This window comes from Planotetraspora sp. A-T 1434 (genome assembly GCF_025420585.1).
In the GTDB taxonomy this organism is placed as follows: domain Bacteria; phylum Actinomycetota; class Actinomycetes; order Streptosporangiales; family Streptosporangiaceae; genus JAOEGB01.
On the sequence record NZ_JAOEGB010000007.1, the window covers coordinates 17,618 to 33,570 of the forward strand.

At 69.2% G+C, this 15,953-nt stretch carries 15 protein-coding genes; 6 read left to right on the forward strand and 9 right to left on the reverse strand.

Features of this window, described 5'->3' with window-relative positions; genetic code table 11:
- Positions 1-5 precede the first annotated feature (5 nt).
- Positions 6-1,181 (reverse strand): thiolase family protein, encoded by a 1,176-nt coding sequence (locus N5079_RS10965; protein WP_261583514.1) that lies wholly within the window; start codon positions 1,179-1,181, stop codon positions 6-8.
- An 81-nt stretch (positions 1,182-1,262) separates the two neighbouring features.
- Between N5079_RS10965 and N5079_RS10970 the strand changes: the two genes are divergently transcribed.
- Both N5079_RS10970 and N5079_RS10975 read left to right on the forward strand, forming a co-directional pair.
- Positions 1,263-2,798 carry an AMP-binding protein gene (locus N5079_RS10970; RefSeq protein ID WP_261583515.1) on the forward strand — a complete coding sequence of 512 codons (1,536 nt, stop codon included), beginning with the start codon at positions 1,263-1,265 and terminating at the stop codon, positions 2,796-2,798.
- A gap of 65 nt (positions 2,799-2,863) precedes the next feature.
- Positions 2,864-3,817: a winged helix-turn-helix transcriptional regulator gene (locus N5079_RS10975; RefSeq protein ID WP_261583516.1), complete on the forward strand. Its 954-nt coding sequence runs from the start codon at positions 2,864-2,866 to the stop codon at positions 3,815-3,817.
- Here N5079_RS10975 and paaN read toward each other — a convergent pair.
- The 3 genes from paaN to N5079_RS10990 are packed head-to-tail and all read right to left on the reverse strand — an operon-like array spanning position 3,792 to position 6,087.
- Positions 3,792-5,468 carry a phenylacetic acid degradation protein PaaN gene (gene paaN / locus N5079_RS10980; protein WP_261583517.1) on the reverse strand — a complete coding sequence of 559 codons (1,677 nt, stop codon included), beginning with the start codon at positions 5,466-5,468 and terminating at the stop codon, positions 3,792-3,794. The genes N5079_RS10975 and paaN overlap by 26 nt on opposite strands.
- A gap of 37 nt (positions 5,469-5,505) precedes the next feature.
- Entirely contained in the window at positions 5,506-5,730 is a 225-nt protein-coding gene (locus N5079_RS10985) for a hypothetical protein (protein ID WP_261583518.1), read from the reverse strand.
- Between the two features lie 30 nt (positions 5,731-5,760).
- On the reverse strand, positions 5,761-6,087 hold the full coding sequence (locus N5079_RS10990) for a chorismate mutase (protein ID WP_261583519.1): 327 nt from the start codon (positions 6,085-6,087) through the stop codon (positions 5,761-5,763).
- 130 nt (positions 6,088-6,217) lie between these two features.
- Here N5079_RS10990 and N5079_RS10995 point away from each other — a divergent pair, with 130 nt between their 5' ends.
- Complete coding sequence (locus tag N5079_RS10995; RefSeq protein ID WP_261583520.1) at positions 6,218-6,754, forward strand: NUDIX hydrolase family protein; 537 nt, start codon at positions 6,218-6,220, stop codon at positions 6,752-6,754.
- 27 nt (positions 6,755-6,781) lie between these two features.
- Here the strand turns inward: N5079_RS10995 and N5079_RS11000 are convergent, their stop codons facing one another.
- The 5 genes from N5079_RS11000 to N5079_RS11020 form a co-directional block, all read right to left on the reverse strand.
- The gene (locus N5079_RS11000; RefSeq protein ID WP_261583521.1) at positions 6,782-8,530 is read right to left on the reverse strand and encodes an MFS transporter; all 1,749 of its coding nucleotides are present in this window, start codon (positions 8,528-8,530) and stop codon (positions 6,782-6,784) included.
- Positions 8,531-8,561: 31 nt separating this feature from the next.
- Positions 8,562-9,038, reverse strand: coding sequence for a MarR family winged helix-turn-helix transcriptional regulator (locus tag N5079_RS11005; protein WP_261583522.1), 477 nt, complete (start codon positions 9,036-9,038; stop codon positions 8,562-8,564).
- Positions 9,039-9,118: 80 nt separating this feature from the next.
- Entirely contained in the window at positions 9,119-10,363 is a 1,245-nt protein-coding gene (locus tag N5079_RS11010; protein WP_261583523.1) for a cytochrome P450, read from the reverse strand.
- A 138-nt stretch (positions 10,364-10,501) separates the two neighbouring features.
- Positions 10,502-12,040 carry an alkaline phosphatase D family protein gene (locus tag N5079_RS11015; protein ID WP_261583524.1) on the reverse strand — a complete coding sequence of 513 codons (1,539 nt, stop codon included), beginning with the start codon at positions 12,038-12,040 and terminating at the stop codon, positions 10,502-10,504.
- Positions 12,041-12,817: 777 nt separating this feature from the next.
- Positions 12,818-13,318 carry an ATP-binding protein gene (locus N5079_RS11020; protein ID WP_261583525.1) on the reverse strand — a complete coding sequence of 167 codons (501 nt, stop codon included), beginning with the start codon at positions 13,316-13,318 and terminating at the stop codon, positions 12,818-12,820.
- A gap of 86 nt (positions 13,319-13,404) precedes the next feature.
- On the opposite strand from N5079_RS11020, the gene N5079_RS11025 reads away from it, so the two are divergent.
- The 3 genes from N5079_RS11025 to N5079_RS11035 all read left to right on the forward strand — a co-directional run bounded on the left by N5079_RS11025 (position 13,405) and on the right by N5079_RS11035 (position 15,940).
- Positions 13,405-14,229 (forward strand): helix-turn-helix domain-containing protein, encoded by an 825-nt coding sequence (locus tag N5079_RS11025; RefSeq protein ID WP_261583526.1) that lies wholly within the window; start codon positions 13,405-13,407, stop codon positions 14,227-14,229.
- Entirely contained in the window at positions 14,220-14,501 is a 282-nt protein-coding gene (locus tag N5079_RS11030; protein WP_261583527.1) for a DUF397 domain-containing protein, read from the forward strand. The genes N5079_RS11025 and N5079_RS11030 overlap by 10 nt, the downstream gene beginning before the upstream one ends.
- Positions 14,502-14,758: 257 nt before the next feature.
- The gene (locus tag N5079_RS11035) at positions 14,759-15,940 is read left to right on the forward strand and encodes a metallophosphoesterase (protein ID WP_261583528.1); all 1,182 of its coding nucleotides are present in this window, start codon (positions 14,759-14,761) and stop codon (positions 15,938-15,940) included.
- Positions 15,941-15,953 lie beyond the last annotated feature (13 nt).

Genomic DNA, 15,953 nt, shown 5'->3' on the forward strand with positions numbered 1-15,953 from the left:
GACGATCATCCTTGCGGTCCTTCGAGGACCAGCGCGATGCCCTGGCCCACTCCGACGCACGCGGCCATGACCCCGACACCGCCGCCCCTGCGGCGGAGCTCGCGCGCGCAGTCCACGACCGCGCGGGCGGCCGAGGCGCCGAGCGGGTGGCCGTACGCGATGGCTCCGCCGTGGGGGTTCACCCGCGCCTCGCCGACCTCCGTCAGCTCGTCGAGGCAGGACAGGACCATGGCGGCGAACGCCTCGTTGAGCTCCAGGACGTCGATGTCGGAGAGCTCCCGCCCGGCTCGTTTTAGCGCGGCGTGGATGGCGGGCACGGGCGCGAGAGCGAACCGGTCCGGCGCCACGGCGGCGACCGCGGAGGAGACGATCCGGGCGATGGGCCGCACGCCGAGCTCGTCGGCGGCCTGCCGGGATCCGACGAGCACGGCGATGGCGCCGTCGTTGATGGGTGAGGAGTTCCCAGCGGTGACCGTGCCGGTGGGGGTGAACGCGGGACGGAGACCGGCGAGGGCCTGCGCGGTGGTGGCCGGGCGGATCGACTCGTCCCTGGTGACACCGGCGCACTCGACCACGGCGTCGTCGTGGAGGCCGGTCTCCCATGCGGCATGCGCACGGGTGTGGGACCGCAGGGCCCACTCGTCCTGCCTGGTCCGGGAGATGCCCTTCTCGTGCGCGATCCTCTCGGCGGAGACGCCCAGAGCCTCCGTCCACTGGCCGGGGAACGCCGGGTTGGGCATCCGCCAGCCGACCGTCGTGGGCAGGAGCGCCAGGTCCCGAGGGAGTGCCTGGTCGATGGGCGGCAGCACGTACGGCGCGCGGCTCATGCCCTCGACTCCCCCGGCGATGACGATGTCCGCCTCCTCGGTGGCGACGAGCCGGGCCGCCTGGGCGATCGCCTCGGCTCCGGAGCCGCACAACCGGTTGACGGTCACCGCGGGCACCGTGACTGGCAGCCCGGCCAGCAGGACGGCCATCCTGGCGACGTTGCGGTTGTCTTCTCCGGCTCCGTTGGCGTTGCCGTAGATGACCTCGCGGACGCGCGCCGGGTCGAGTGCCGGATGGCGCCGCACCAGCGCGGCCAGCGGGTGTCCCGCCAGGTCGTCGACGCGTACGCCGGACAGCCCGCGGCGATTCCCGCCGAACGGCGTGCGTACCGCGTCGAGGATGTACGCGTCCATCGGCCCCCTCCATCACCTCGCCTGACTTCGCCTACAGTAGTAGATTCCTCTCCTGTCCGCATCAGAACCCGGAGGTCCTCGATGCCTGTAAGCCTGTTGGTCGAACGGGCCGCGGCTCGGTACGGTGGCCGGGTCGCGCTGGAGGGGCCGGACGGCAGGCTGACCTTCGCCCAGTTGGACGACCGGGTGACCAGGCTCGCCCGGGGGCTGCTCGGCCTGGGGCTCCGCCCGGGTGACCGGGTGCTCGAACTCCAGCCCAACGGCTGTGGCGCGGTGGAGTCGGACCTGGCCCTGGCGGCCGCCGGCCTGGTCCGGGTGCCGCTCAATCCGCGGCTCGACCCCCGGGAGTGGGAGGCGATCGCGGACGACTCCGGGGCGCGCGCCCTCATCTACGACGCGTCCTTCACCGAAACGACCGAGGCGCTTCGCTCCGGGCTGGGCGCGGGGTTCACGGTGGTGACCGGTGACGGTCCGGGGCGGCCCCGGGAAGAGCTGATCAACGACAGCCCGCCGAACCGGTTACGGCTCGACCACGCCGCCGACGACCTTGTGGGCCTGGCGTACTCCTCGGGCACGACCGGCCGCCCGAAGGGCGCCATGCGCACCCAGCGCAACCGCATCGCCTCGGCGCTGGCGATGACGCATGAGGTGCTCGGCGGCCGGCCGCGGCCGGACAGCGCGTTCCTGCACGCCGGCCCGGTCATCCACACGAGCGGGCTGTTCGTGCTGCCCTTCCTGGTGGCGGGAGCCCGCCAGGTCCTGCTCGAACACGCCGACGCGGCCACCCTCGTGGAGACGATCGAGGCGCACGGCATCACGCACACCGCTCTCGTGCCGACCATGATCAGCCGGTTGCTGGCGGTGCCCGGTGTCGAGCGCGCCCGGCTGGCGTCGCTGCGGATGCTCGCCTATGCCGGCGCTCCGATGCCGGAACGCCACATCCGGCAGGCGGCCGAGCTTCTGACCCCGCACCTCGTCCAGTACTACGGCCTCGTCGAGGCGATGCCTCCGCTGACGGTGCTCGACGAGGCGGATCACGCCAGGGGCCTCGACGAATGGCCTGAGCTGCTGCGATCGGCGGGCCGTACGTGCCTCGCGGTCGGGCTGCGGATCGTGGACGGCGACGGCGCGGTGCTGCCCGAGGGTGAAACGGGCGAGGTCGAGGTGCGCGGCGACCCCGTCATGCCCGGGTACTGGAACGCGGAGCGCCGCGACGATCTCGGCAAGGCGCTGACCGGCGGGTGGCTGCGGACCGGCGACATCGGACGGCTGGGCCCCGGCGGCCACCTCTGGCTGACCGACCGCAAGAACGACATGATCATCACGGGCGGCTACAACGTCTATCCGCGCGAGGTCGAGGAGGTCGTCAGCGGGATCGAGGGCGTCGGCGCGGCGGCGGTCGTCGGCCTGCCGGACGCGGACTGGGGGCAGCGGATCGTCGTCGCCTACACCGGCCAGGTCGACCCCGGTGACGTCCTGGCCCGGTGCCGTACGGCGCTGCCGCCGCACAAGCGGCCCAAGCAGGCATACCTCTACCCCGCGCTGCCGCTCAACGCCACCGGCAAGATCAGCCGTCGGGACGTGGTTGAGATGCTGGAGCGGCGCGAGATCCTATAGGAGAAGCCAGATCGCAACGGCCCTACCATGTGACCGTCAGAGCCGATCGATTCGGAGGTGCGGGAGTGGACACGGCCGGGGAGCCGCGCGGCGGCATCGGGCAGGCGCTGCTCGCCCTCGGCGACCAGTGGTCGCTGCTCATCCTGCAGCGGGCGTTCCTCAAGCACACGCGGCGTTTCGCGGAGTGGCGGGACGAGCTGGCCATGTCCGACTCGGTGCTCGCCGGGCGGCTGAGGGAACTGGTGGCCGGAGGTCTGCTCGAACCGTCCCCTTACCGGGGGGAGGGCCGCACGCGCTCCGAATACCTGCTCACCGACCGGGCCCGGGAGCTGTGGACCTTCCTGGTCGCGATCTGGTCCTGGGAGCGGACGTGGGTCGAGCGGCCCGGCGGGCTGCCGGATCTGGTCCACGAGCGATGCGGCGCGCGCACCGACGCCGAGCTCGGCTGCGCGGCCTGCGGCAAGACGCCGGTCACCGCCCGGGACACCCGGACCGAGCGCGGCGCCGCCAACACGTTCTCGGACGTCGCGGTGCACCGCCTGCACCGCCGTACGGTCCGGGAACGCGCGCCCCGCGACCCGCTGTCGTACTTTCCGGAGACGCTCGAAATCCTGGGTGACCGGTGGAGCACGGTCATCCTCGCCGCGGCGTTCCTACGGGTCCGGCGATTCGCCGCGTTCCAGAGCGAGCTCGGGGTCGCCCCGTCGATATTGAGCAACCGCCTGCGGCGCTTCAGCGAGCTGGGCATCTTCGTCCAGTCGGACATCGCGGGCAAGGGCCACGAATACCGGCTGACCGACAAGGGCCTGGCATTCTTCCCGGTCTTCGCGTTCCTCGTCGACTGGGCCCAGCGCTGGCACTCCGGCCCGCCGCAGTCGGAGATCACCATTGTGCACACCGCCTGCGGCAAGCCGATGATCCCGTTCCTGCGGTGTCTGAACTGCCACGAGCCGCTGGTCCGCGACGAGATTCACTTCGACCTGACGGGGACCGTCAGGCCGGGCGCCGCGACTGGGTGACCCGGAAGCGACCGGCGATGAACGACTCGTCGGTGAGCGACGCGTTGCCCGCCGGGTTCAGCCCGGTGACGTGGTAATCGCTGTAGGCGGCGGAGAAGTTCAGCGGCATCGGCCCGGTCACGTTGGAGGTCAGCGCCGCCCCGGCCACCGCGTACGCGGACTCGGCGCGGTCGAGGAAGTCCTCGCTGGTGGAGTAGGCGAACGCGGTGATCGCTCCATGCTCGGCGGCATCCCCGGCGGCCCGCTCCAGGGCCTGGTCCGAGCCGTCGGCCGTGATGACGAACGCGGCCGGCCCGAAGCGCTCCTCGCCGAAGAGATCATGGTCGGCGACGTCGATCATCCCCAGCAGCGGCCCACTCGTCCGCGCCACCGGGAACTCCGGATGGGCGTACGGCTCGGGCTCCAGGATGACCTGCCCGCGAGCGGCGGTCAGGTCGCGGACCTGGTCGAGCAGGCGCAGCGTCTGGGCCGACTGCACAGTCGCCATGACAGAAGCGGCCCGGCGCGGCACGGTGCTCACCGCGCGGATCGCCTCCGCCAGGGCTCCCGCGAACTCGTCGGGTTTCATCCGGCCGGCCGCGGTCGGGATGCCGTCGCGGGGGACGTAGATGTTCTGCGGGCTCGTGCACATCTGCGCGGAGAACAGGCACAGCGACCCGGCGAGCGCGCGCAGAACCGGCCCCGGGTCGTCCATGGAGTCGATGAGCACCGAGTTGACGCCGGACGTCTCGGTGTACGCCACGGCGGGGAAGGCATTGGCCTCCACCCACGAGCCGAACGCGGCGGAGCCGGTGAAGTCGACGATCCGGGTCTCCGGGTGCTCCACGAGCTGCTTGGCCACCGGCTCGGCCACGCTGTCGACGGCCAGGCCGACCAGGCCGGGAGAGAAGCCGGCCTCGCCGAGCACCCGGCGGCAGATCCGCACGGCATGCGCCATCTGCAGCACCGAGGTGGGATGCGGCTTGAGGATGACCGGGTTGCCGGTCGCCAGGCTGGCCAGCAGCGCGGGATAGACGTTCCACGCGGGGAAGCTCGCGCAGGCGATCACGACGGCGATGCCCCTGGGCGCCAGCCGGTAGCGCTTGGCCAGCGTGACCGTGCTCGTGCCGAAGTCGCGTGACCAGCGGGCCTCTCCCGGCACCCGGTCCATCGCGCTGTACGCCTGGGCGACCGCCTCGATGCCCCGATCCAGGGCGTTGGTGCCGCTGCCGGTGTAGCTCATGCCGAAGCTCTGCCCGGCCGTGTGCATGGTGGCGAAGGCCAGCTCGAACGCCTGCTCGTAGATCCGGGAGCAGATCTCCAGGCACACGCCCACCCGCGTCGTGGGGGCGGCGTCCCGCCAGGCCGGCCAGGCCCGCTTCGCGGCGCCGAACAGCGTGTCGGCCGGGGCCGCGGGATAGGAGATGCCCAGGGGCTCCCCCGTGTACGGCGAGACCTCGTCGGCCTGCCGTACGAGCGGGCCGGGGTGGTCCATCTCGAACGGACGCCCGAGCTGGGCGCGGAACGCCTCCTCGCCGGCTCGGCGGGCGTCCTCACCACCGGGATGGGCCCCCGGCGCGTCGCTGTAAGCGCTCCAGCTGTGCCGGGTCCGGCACGCCTCCACCGCTCGGTCCAGTGTCGCGCGGTGCTTGTCGAACAGGTCCTCGGACACGTCGCTGCTCCGTAAAGATGGGCTCTCATAGTAGAAGTCAGGCTTGCCGCCGAACAAGCCTTGCGAGCTGACTTCGCCTAACGTAGCACCAGTCCGCGATCAGGCGGGGTCCGTACGCTTCGAACTCGCGTCGCCGCCGGACGACGTAGACTCCGGGCGCGCATCCCGTGGGGCCGTCCTCGGGATGCAGTAGATAGGCGACGGCCCGGGTCTCGAACACGCCGGTGGCCAGCCCCTTGGCGTCCGGCACGTACGGCGTCACCGGCAGCGGTCCTTGCGCGGACACCTGGCTTCAAGGCTTTCGCGCGGCCATCTCGTGATGACGGATCACTTCCTGGATGATAAATCTGAGGAATTTCGTGGCGAATTCCGGATCCAGTCTGGCGTCCGCCGCCAGTCTTCGAAGCCGCTCTATCTGCGCGGCTTCACGCGCGAGGTCGGCCGCCGGCAGGCCGTGGGCGGCCTTGAGTTCGCCGACTTGCTGGGTGCACTTGAATCGCTCGGCGAGCAGGTGAATGAGCGCCGCGTCGATATTGTCGATGCTTTCCCGGAGACTCCCCAATCGTGTGGCTGCGGGCTCCGGGCTCCCGTGCCCTTCGTCGGCTGATCGCTGACTCATTCCGTCTCCGTTGTCGTCGCCAGGCGGTGACAAATCCTCTCAGATCGCCGAGACGGTCGATGCGAACGCCCTGACCCGCGATGGCCGTCCAATCTCGCGAGGTGAGCGGGCCGGGAAGTACCATCAGGCAATGACCGAAATGACCGAAACCGCGCCCGGTTGGCTGAGTCCCGAAGAGCTCGAACTGACCCGCGCGCGGATGCCGATCCTCTACGTCGACGCCGTGCCGGTGAGAGTCGACGAGGCGGGAGTGGTCACGCATGTCGGCCTGCTGCTGCGCATCGGATCGGACGGGACGGTCAGCCGTGCCCTCGTCTCCGGCCGGGTGCTGCACCACGAGCGTGTCCGTGACGCGCTCATGCGCCACCTGGAGAAGGACCTCGGCCCGACGGCCCTTCCCCGGGTTCCTCCTTCTCCCCAGCCGTTCACCATCGCCGAGTACTTCCCGACACAGGGTGTCACGCCGTACCACGATCCTCGGCAGCACGCGGTGTCCCTGGCCTATGTGGTGCCGGTAGCGGGCGACTGCCGTCCCCGGCAGGACGCTCTCGACCTCGTCTGGTTCACCCCCGAGGAGGCGGCGTCGCCCATGGTGCAACAGGAGATGACCGGCGGGCACGGCGTCCTGCTCAAGCAGGCCCTCGCGCACGTCGGCTGCCTTTCCTGACGTCTCAGGGCCGGGCGCGCTGACCTCTCAGGCACCGGGCGCGGAGGCCGCCACCAGACCGGGCCTGACGATGAGGATATGGCTGTTGGCATGCCGTTCCAGCTGGTGGGCGGCGCCGGCGTCCATCATGGCCGCGATCCCGCCGTGGGTCGGCGCGCCGATCACGATGACCCGTGCCCCGATCTGGTTGGCGTGGTCGGCCACCATCCGTCCCGCTCCCCCGTGCTGAACCGAGCCGAGGAGCACGTGGCCGACGGCGGGCACGTCGCCGGCCGCCAGCTGCTCAAGGTGCGTCCGCACGGTGGCCCGGGCCGCGTCGAGGCTCTCGCCCTCGTCGGCCGCCTCGCTGGTCACGGCGCCCTCCCTCGCGTGGATCAGGTGGACGGGCCGTCCGGTCAGCGACGCGAGCCGAGCCGCGGCGGCGGTGACCTCCGTGGCGATCGGGGTGTCGTCGATGGCGGCCACGATCGGGGCCGTGATCAGGGGCGCGGCGCCCTCGTGGCGGCCGCCGCCGTACGGCATGCCGCCGTCCACGGCGACGAGGCGCACCGGCGGGATGGGGGGCTCGATCACTTCGTCGACGCCCTCGGCCTGTACGCGCTCGGCCTGGACGAGATGCTTGTGCGCGGTGGTGAGGATCAGGATGCCGACGACGAGCACCCCGGCTCCGATGTAGAAGGGGACGTGCAGGTTGGTGTGCTCCACCAGCTTGCCGGCGACGAAGGGGGCCAGACCTCCGCCGATGAAGCGGACGAACCCGTAGGCAGCCGAGGCGATCGGGCGCTCGACCGAAGAGACGGTCATGACGGCCTGCGTGGTGACCGTGTTGTTCACGCCGATGAAGATGCCCGCCACGACGACGGCGGCGATCAGCACGGCCGGGTGCGTCGTCCAGATCGCGATGACCAGCACGGTGACGGCGAACAGAGCAAGATTGACGTACAGCGTGCGGGCGATGCCGAACCGGCTCTGCAGCCACGGGGCTCCGAAGACGGCGAAGATCGCGACCAGCACGCCCCAGCCGGTGAAGACGAAGCCGAGCTGGATGGCGTCGAGGCCCATCGGGAACGGCGCGTAGCCGAGGACGGTGAAGAACGCCCAGTTGTAGCAGAGCGCGGTCAGAGACATCGTGAGCAGGCCGCGGTGCCGCAGCGCGCGCAGGGGCGCCACCAGGCTGGTCTTGTGCGCCGGACGCGGTGTCGGGCTGACCAGCACGACCGTCGCGATCGCCGCGATGGCCATCAGGATCGCGACCCCGTAGAACGGGCCGCGCCAGCTGATGTTGCCGAGCAGTCCGCCGAGCAGCGGGCCGACCGCGATGCCCAGCCCCAGCGCGGCCTCGTACAGGATGATCGCTCCGGCGAACCCGCCGCTGGCCGAGCTGATGATCACGGCCAGGGAGGTGGCGATGAAGAGCGCGTTGCCGACTCCCCATCCCGCGCGGAATCCGACGATCTCGCCGATGCCGGGCGAGGCGCCGGCCAGCGCGCTGAAGACCACGATGAGCGCGAGGCCTGCCAGCAGGGTGCGCTTGGCGCCGATGCGGCTGGAGACCCAGCCGGTGATCAGCATGGCGACCGCGGTCACGACCAGGTAGCTCGTGAACAGCAGCGTGACCTGGCTGGGCGTCGCGTTCAGCTCATGGGAGATCGCCGGCAGGATCGGGTCCACCAGCCCGATCCCCATGAACGACACCACGCAGGCGAAGGCGACCGCGAACACCGCTTTCGGCTGCTTGAACGGGCTCACGCCCGCGCCGGCGGCATGACCACTCATCAGCACGCTCCATATCGAGAACTTGGGGGAATCAACGCGTCGGGCCGGTGCCCGGGCGCTCGTCGGGGACCAGGCGCGCGAGGCCGGAGATGGCGGGCAGGGCCGCGACGAGGCCGGCGCGCTCGGCCTCGTCGAGCTGGGACAGCAACTCCGCCAGCATGGCCATGCGAGCCTGCCGTCGCTTGGTGTTCACGGCGCGACCGGTGTCTGTGATGTGCACCAGCACGACCCGTCCGTCCTCCGGATCACGTGCGCGTACGGCGAGGCCGGCCTCCTGCAGGCGGGAGACGAGCTGCGTCATGGCGGGCTGGGTCACGCCCTCCCGCGCCGCCAGATCGGTCAGCCGCCACGGCCCCGACCGCTCCAGGCTGGCCAGCGTCGCAGCAGCGGTGAGCGACAGGTCGCCTCGCGAGCCGAGCCGCAAGAACAGGCGGGCGAGTTGTTCCAGCGCCGCGCTGATCTCCGCGACGGGAAGGTCGCCCGGGCTGCCACCCGTCTCCATATCCATAAGTAACTTATATCAGTAGGTTATGTATATGGCGACGGGGGAGCAGGGAACATGGCGGTGTGCGGGGGCAGAAGTTGTGATCACCAGGTCACCGGGAGCTCGTACACGCCGTAGACCAGCCCGTCGTGCTTGAACGGCACCTGATCGAGGTCGACGGCGAGCCGCAGGCCAGGGACGCGCCGGAAGAGCGTGCCGTACGCGACCTGAAGCTCGACTCTGGCCAGCGCCTGCCCCAGGCACTGATGCACCCCGAAGCCGAAGGCCAGGTGGCCGCGCGCGTCGCGCTGGACGTCCAACCGGTCGGGATCGGTGAACACCTCCTCGTCCCGGTTGCCCGCGTCAGAGGGGAAGATGACCCCGTCCCCCGCGTGGATGAGCTGGCCGTGGAGGTCGATGTCCGCAAGGGCGACCCTGCGCCGTCCAGACTGGAGGATGGTCAGATAGCGCAGCAGCTCCTCGACCGCGCCGGCGATGAGCGTGGGGTCGTCGCAGTCGCGCAGCGCGGCGAGCTGACCGGGGTGCTCCAGGAGCGCCAGCGTGCCGAGCGCGATCATGTTCGCGGTGGTCTCATGGCCGGCGACGAGTAACAGCATGCCCATGGCCGCCGCTTCGCGCTGCGGCAGGTTCCCGGTCGCGACCTGCTCGACGGCCAGCTTCGACAGCAGGTCCTGCGTGGGGTTGGCCAGCTTCGTGGCGACCAGGCGGTCCAGGTAGCCGATCAGCTCGCTCTGGGCCGCCGCGCTCCTTTCCGGCGCCTGGTCACGGCTGACGAGAATCCTGCTGTTGTGCTGGAAGAAGCCGTGATCGGCGTACGGCACGCCGAGCAGTTCGCAGATCACCTTCGACGGCACAGGCAGGGCGAACGCCTCGACGAGGTCGACCGGCTTCGGGCCGGACAGCATGTCGTCGATCAGGCAGTCCGTGATCCGCTGAATCACCGGCCGCAGCGTCTCGGCCCGCTTGACGGTGAACAGGGCCGTCACCATGCGGCGCAGCCGGGCGTGCTCGGGGTCGTCCATGCCGACGAAGCTTCGCGTCTGCCCTGTCCGCGCGGCGAGGCCCGCACTGGGGTGGGGGTAGCCCGCCAGTGTGATGTCGGCGCTGATCCGCGGATCGGCGAGCAGGGCTCGCTGGTCGGCGTAACGGGTGACCAGCCAGGGGGTGCTGCCGTCCCACAACCGGACCTTGGTGATCGCCGTCTCGGACTGTACGGCCCGCAGCTCAGGGGGCGGGTCGAAGGGGCAGCGGGCCGTCCGTGCCATCGGATAGTCCGGGATGGCTCCCGCTGACGCGGGCAACCCCAGTTCGACGGATTCTGCGTGCATCTGTTCCACCTTTCACGAGGCTGTTCGGTGGTGATCCACTTCGCGGCGGATGCCCTATGCACCCGGATACGGCATGCACCCGGATACGGCATGCACCCGGATACGGCGGCCCACTCAATGAGAGCGCGGGTGCTGAGATCAGTCCAGGCGCTCGGCGTAGTGATCTCCGTCCAGCACCTCGAAGACCGCTTGCGTCATAGCGGGCGCGGCGGATGACGCGGGATCGACGACGACCCGAAGCGTCATGGTGACGCGACCGTGCGTCAGGTCGCATCGGATATATCCTCGCCAGTCACCGCTGTAGTAGCGACAGTGGGGGTTGGCGCTGAGCTGCTCTTCGGTGAGCAGTTGGCCTTTGGCCGGAGAACTGATCGATGTGCCGACGAACTCGGGAGCCACGATGTCCCCCGGCCCGAACCGGAGATCGTTCACGAAGTTGGCGTGCGCGTCGCCGGTGATGACGACGGGATTGCTGACGCGGTTGTCCCGCAGGTAGCGCAGAAGGCGGCCGCGAGCCGCCGGGTAGGCGGCCCACGTGTCGCCGGACAGGCGCGGGCTCACCGGGCCGCCGGTGGAGAAGTCGGCCATCATCACACTGTTGGCGAGCACATTCCACCGCGCCCGGGAGTCGGCGAGCGAGCGCCGGAGCCACTGCTCCTGGTCCGCGCCGAGGATGTGACGATCGGGATCCTCCCGGCCCGTGCATACGGGAACGGCGAGACTGCCGTCGATCGAGGGCCCCATCCCTGGCGCGCAGGGCGGCGCGTCGCGATGCTGGCGCGTGTCGAGCACATGAAAGGCCGCCAGGTCGCCGAACCCTATCCGCCGATGCACCCGCAGCTTCGATCCGTACGGCAGGGCGGTCGCGGGCACCGGCATGTGCTCGTACCAGGCCCGGTACGCGGCCGCCCGTCGCCGGCGCAGGGCCATCGTGTCCGCCGCGTTCAATGAGTGGTAGCCGGCGTAGTTGTTCTCCACCTCGTGATCGTCAAAGGTCACCACGAAGGGACAGGCGGCGTGGGCGGCCTGCAGGTCAGGTGAGCTCTTGTAGAGCGCGTACAGGGCTCGGTAGTCGGAGAGCTCGCGGATGTCCCGGTTCTCGTAGATGTAGTCACCGAGATGGACGACCAGGTCGACGCCCTCGTCGATCAATCCGAGGTAGGAGGAGTATCTCCCACTGGCGGTGCGCTTCTGGCAGGACACGAACGCGAACGCCAACGCCTGGGCGGATCGATCTGGCACTGTACGGAACCTGCCGGTAGCGCTGATCTCCCCTGCCGCCCGGAATCGGTAGAAGTGCTCCGTGTCCGCCGCAAGCCCGGCCACCTCGGCATGGACGGAGTGGGCCAACTCCGGGAACGCGGCGGCGGTGCCCTCCCGGGCGATCCGGCTGAACGCGGAGTCGGTCGCCACCTGCCAGTCGACGTTGACGGGCCCGGAGATGGGCTCCGCTCCGAAGGGGGCAGGGGCCAGCCGCGTCCACAGCACCGCGCCATCGGGCCTCGGATCGCCGGACGCCACCCCCAGCGTGAACGGGTAGCCGGTCAGGCGACGCCGGGCGAAGATCGCCGGTCCCGCCTGACTCGTGGCCGCGAGGACGGCCAGGCCAGAGAAAGCATGGATGAGCTCACGACGACTGGCGAACCGCTCAAAATCCGCATCAATGCCCCTTTCCACGACCTTCTCCCCTATGCCCCCGCCCCATTGCATCGAGAAGCATTGCAGGCCGAAGGGCTGATTCCCAGGAAGCCGCACGTTGGAGCGAGGCCGTGCCGCGGCAGGAACTGGAGCATCAGGCGCCTGCGATTCGGAAAGTCAAGAGACGGCCTCGAACTCTCAACTAGAGTTAACGATCATCTAATCCGGCACCCGACATGCAGGTGATCAATGGCTCCGCCGCCACTGAAAGCGGACTACGGCTTCTCACCGATCTCCGTGACGAGTTCGTACAGCGGATGGCTCAGCCTGAACCGCTGGAGTGACCCGTCGCTGACGGCCCGCCGGGCACGCTGAGCGCATCAGAAGCGAAAGAAAGAGGAAACTTGACCAGAATTTTCTGGATTATCGTAGCGCTACTGTTAGCCGCCTTCCTATGGTGGCTCACTTCGAGTCCTGAACCGGCATCCGAAGTACATAAGGGCATCTTTGCCACCAAATTAGCAAATTAACGGAAATTCCGACTCCTAGGTCTTTCTGGCCGCGCGCCACGCTCGCCAGTTGACCGTTCATCCTCGCTTGAGAACTATTCGCACAGCTTGTGTGGACCCGCGGTGACACCTCGGCCGGATATATCCCGATATGCGGCTAGGGTGGAAGGTCTGCATTCTCTGGTCACGCCGTCTTTCGTGTGCTGACCGGCCGCGCTGGGGGCACGAGCGAAATCGACCATGACAATAGTGCTGTTATTTCGCGCGGATGACAGCACTATCGTCATGATCGATGCGGGAAGAAACCTCAGGAGTCCAGGCCATGCGATGGCCCTCCGCCGGAGGTCGTTGGCCAGGCGACGAGCTGGAACCAGACGGACTTGCCGTAGGGGGTGAGCGCCCAGCCCCAGAGGTGGGAGAACGTCTGGACGATGGCGAGCCCCCGGCCACGGAGGTCGAGCTCGCCGGCCTGGCGTAGCCGGGGAAGCTTGCTGCAGGGGTCGTGGACGTCCACGACGAGTAGTTCCTTCTCCCGGCTGACCGTGACGCGGATCGTGCTCGTCGCGGGGACACCGACTGAACCGTGTGTGAGCGCGTTGGTGATGAGCTCCGACGCCAGGAGTTCGGCGACTTCCGGGACGTCTTCAGCCGCGTCCCAATCGACGGCCACATCGCGCACGAACCGCCGAGCGGACGCTACGCATTTCTTGTTACGCGGCAGCCACTTCTCGCCCAGGACGGGAACGAGCCGGTCCGGCGTGTAGCGATATTCGGCCGGCACCATGCGGGCCACGATTGCCTCTGTCATCGACGTTCTCCCAGTCTCGGAATTTCACATCCAGACTGCCGAGACCCGACTACTGTGAGTACGGATTTCGTTACCAAGGCCGACATTTGAAGGCCGAAGCCATGTCGTTGAACTCCGACGAGGGAGGCATTGTGGTCGATTCCTACTCGCCACAGGCGATATGGGGCAGGGAGCTGCGCCATTACAGGCAGGAGGCGGGGCTGACACAGGCTCAGCTCGCCCAGAAGGTCCATTTCAGCGAGTCCCTGATCAGCGGCATCGAGACCGGCCAGCTTCCGGCCAGCCCCGAGTTCGCCCAGTGCTGTGACGAGGTCCTCACGACGGGTGGCTCCCTGCATCGCCTGCTCGACTGGCGGAAGGGGCAGGTCTTCCCCTCCTGGTTCGGAAAGTGGCGAGACAAGGAGCAGATCGCCACCACACTACGGACCTACGAACCGCTCGTGATCCCCGGCCTGCTCCAGACCGAGGCGTACGCCCGGGTCTTGCTGCGCGGTAACGAGGCAGCCGTGACGGCACGCCTGGATAGGCAACTCATCCTCACGCGTGAAGACCCACAACCACCGACTTTCCGGTGCGTCATTGACGAGACCGTGCTGTACCGGCCGATCGGCGGGCCGGAGGTAATGCGTGGGCAGCTTCATCACTTGATCTCGATGGCCGGTTCACGGCTGAGCGTCCAGATTGTCCCGCAGGGGATGCACTCGGGGTTGCTCGGAGGGTTCGGCATCGCGACGCTGGATGGCGGAAGCGACGTACTCTACGCGGAGACCGCCGTCCGGGGCATCACCACCAGCGACGCGGAGGATGTCACGGCAGCGATCGAGCGTTTCGAGGCCATCCGGACCGAGGCGCTACCGCTGAACATGTCCCTTGACTTGATTAAGAGAACGGCGGAGGAAAGATGGACCTGAGCATGGCGCGCTGGCGCAAGTCGAGCTTCTCCGGTGACAACGGCGGCAACTGTGTGGAGATCGCGGAAGTGGCCGATGTGACCGACAGTTCTGATCAAACGGTCGGCCACGTCGATGGTCCTGGCCATAAGAGTGACCACAGCAGGCTGATCGCCGTACGGGACTCGAAAAACCCCGACGGCCCCAAGCTGTTCTTCACCCCGTCCGAATGGGCCGCCTTCGTCCAGGGCGTGAAGGCCGACGAGTTCAACGTCGCTCCCGGCGGATCGTGACGAGGGTTCACCTCTGGCCGGGCGCTACCTGCCTCTAAATCAGATCGGAGCCGCGCGCCGAGCCCCGCTAGGCCATGCTGGGTGGCGGGCAGGTCGGCCTGATGACCGGACGGTGGATGTCTGGTAGCGCTCGATGAGTTCCCGGACGTACAAGTCGGTCTCGGCGGCGCACGGGCAATGCCGTGCGACCGGCGCGTGTGGTGGGCAGTGCGCCGGAGGTGTCATGATGCACGCACCCCCGACCGAGGAGTCCATCCGTGTCAGCTACTGAAGCGGCGCAGGCGGCGCCAGCGAGGCGATCGCTGCGGCCGTTGCTGTTCGGCCTGACGGTCATCGCCATACTGGCGCTGCTGTTCGGTGTGCCGTGGTGGACGTTGGTCATCGCGGACACGCGGTGGCCGGCCGCCGTCGTGGTCGCCGGCACGATCGTCTTCGCCGGCGCGCTCGTCGCGTTACCCGCGCTCATGTACCTCGGACACGGCAGCCGCCACCGTGACTGGGCCGCACGCATCGGCGACACGATCCTCGGCGCCATCTGGGTGATGTTCGTCTGGGCGCTGCTCGGCAACGTGCTGCGGCTCGCACTCGTGATCGCCGGTGTCGCCGACCCGGTCCTGTCCCGGATCGTCGCCGCCGCGACCGCCGCCGTGTCGCTCCTGCTGATGCTCTGGGGGTACGCCGAGGCGATGCGCGTGCCCCGAATCAAGCGGGTGGACGTCGCCATTCCCCGGTTGGGTGCGGGCCTGGACGGCGTCCGGGTCGTCCTGCTGACCGACACGCACTACGGCCCCATCAACCGGGCGCGCTGGTCGGCCGGGGTCGTCGCCGCCGTCAACGAGCTTGATGCCGACATCGTCTGCCACACCGGCGACATCGCCGACGGCACCGTGTCCGAACGACAGGAGCAGGCCGCACCGCTCGGCGACGTCCGTGCCCGGCTCGCCAGGACGTACGTGACCGGAAACCACGAGTACTTCGGCGAGGCCCAGGGCTGGCTCGACCACATGCGGGAGCTCGGCTGGGAACCCCTGCACAACCGGCACATAGTGGTGGAGCGCGACGGCTCCCGGCTCGTCGTCGCCGGCGTGGACGACGCGACCGCCGCGTCCTCGGGGCGCCCCGGTCACCACGCCGACCATGCCGCCGCGCTCGCGGACGCCGACCCGGACCTTCCCGTACTGCTGCTCGCCCACCAGCCGAAGCAGATCGACGCGGCCATCGCGCGCGGCGTCGACCTGCAGATCTCCGGGCACACCCACGGCGGCCAGATCTGGCCCTTCCATTTCCTCGTGCGCCTCGACCAGCCCACGGTCCACGGGCTGAGCCGGCACGGCGACCGGACCCAGCTCTACACCAGCCGGGGCACCGGCTTCTGGGGGCCGCCAATGAGGATCTTCGCGCCGAGCGAGATCACCGTGCTCACGCTGCGCGCGGCGTAGCCCCCTCGGACTC

Excerpts from the sequence above, each read along its gene's own strand:
- N5079_RS10965 (WP_261583514.1), bottom strand. The coding sequence starts at position 1,181 with ATGGACGCGTACATCCTCGACGCGGTACGCACGCCGTTCGGCGGGAAT.
- N5079_RS10970 (WP_261583515.1), top strand. The coding sequence starts at position 1,263 with ATGCCTGTAAGCCTGTTGGTCGAACGGGCCGCGGCTCGGTACGGTGGC.
- N5079_RS10990 (WP_261583519.1), bottom strand. The coding sequence starts at position 6,087 with ATGAGTCAGCGATCAGCCGACGAAGGGCACGGGAGCCCGGAGCCCGCA.
- N5079_RS10995 (WP_261583520.1), top strand. The coding sequence starts at position 6,218 with ATGACCGAAATGACCGAAACCGCGCCCGGTTGGCTGAGTCCCGAAGAG.
- N5079_RS11000 (WP_261583521.1), bottom strand. The coding sequence starts at position 8,530 with ATGAGTGGTCATGCCGCCGGCGCGGGCGTGAGCCCGTTCAAGCAGCCG.
- N5079_RS11005 (WP_261583522.1), bottom strand. The coding sequence starts at position 9,038 with ATGGATATGGAGACGGGTGGCAGCCCGGGCGACCTTCCCGTCGCGGAG.
- N5079_RS11010 (WP_261583523.1), bottom strand. The coding sequence starts at position 10,363 with ATGCACGCAGAATCCGTCGAACTGGGGTTGCCCGCGTCAGCGGGAGCC.
- N5079_RS11020 (WP_261583525.1), bottom strand. The coding sequence starts at position 13,318 with ATGACAGAGGCAATCGTGGCCCGCATGGTGCCGGCCGAATATCGCTAC.
- N5079_RS11030 (WP_261583527.1), top strand. The coding sequence starts at position 14,220 with ATGGACCTGAGCATGGCGCGCTGGCGCAAGTCGAGCTTCTCCGGTGAC.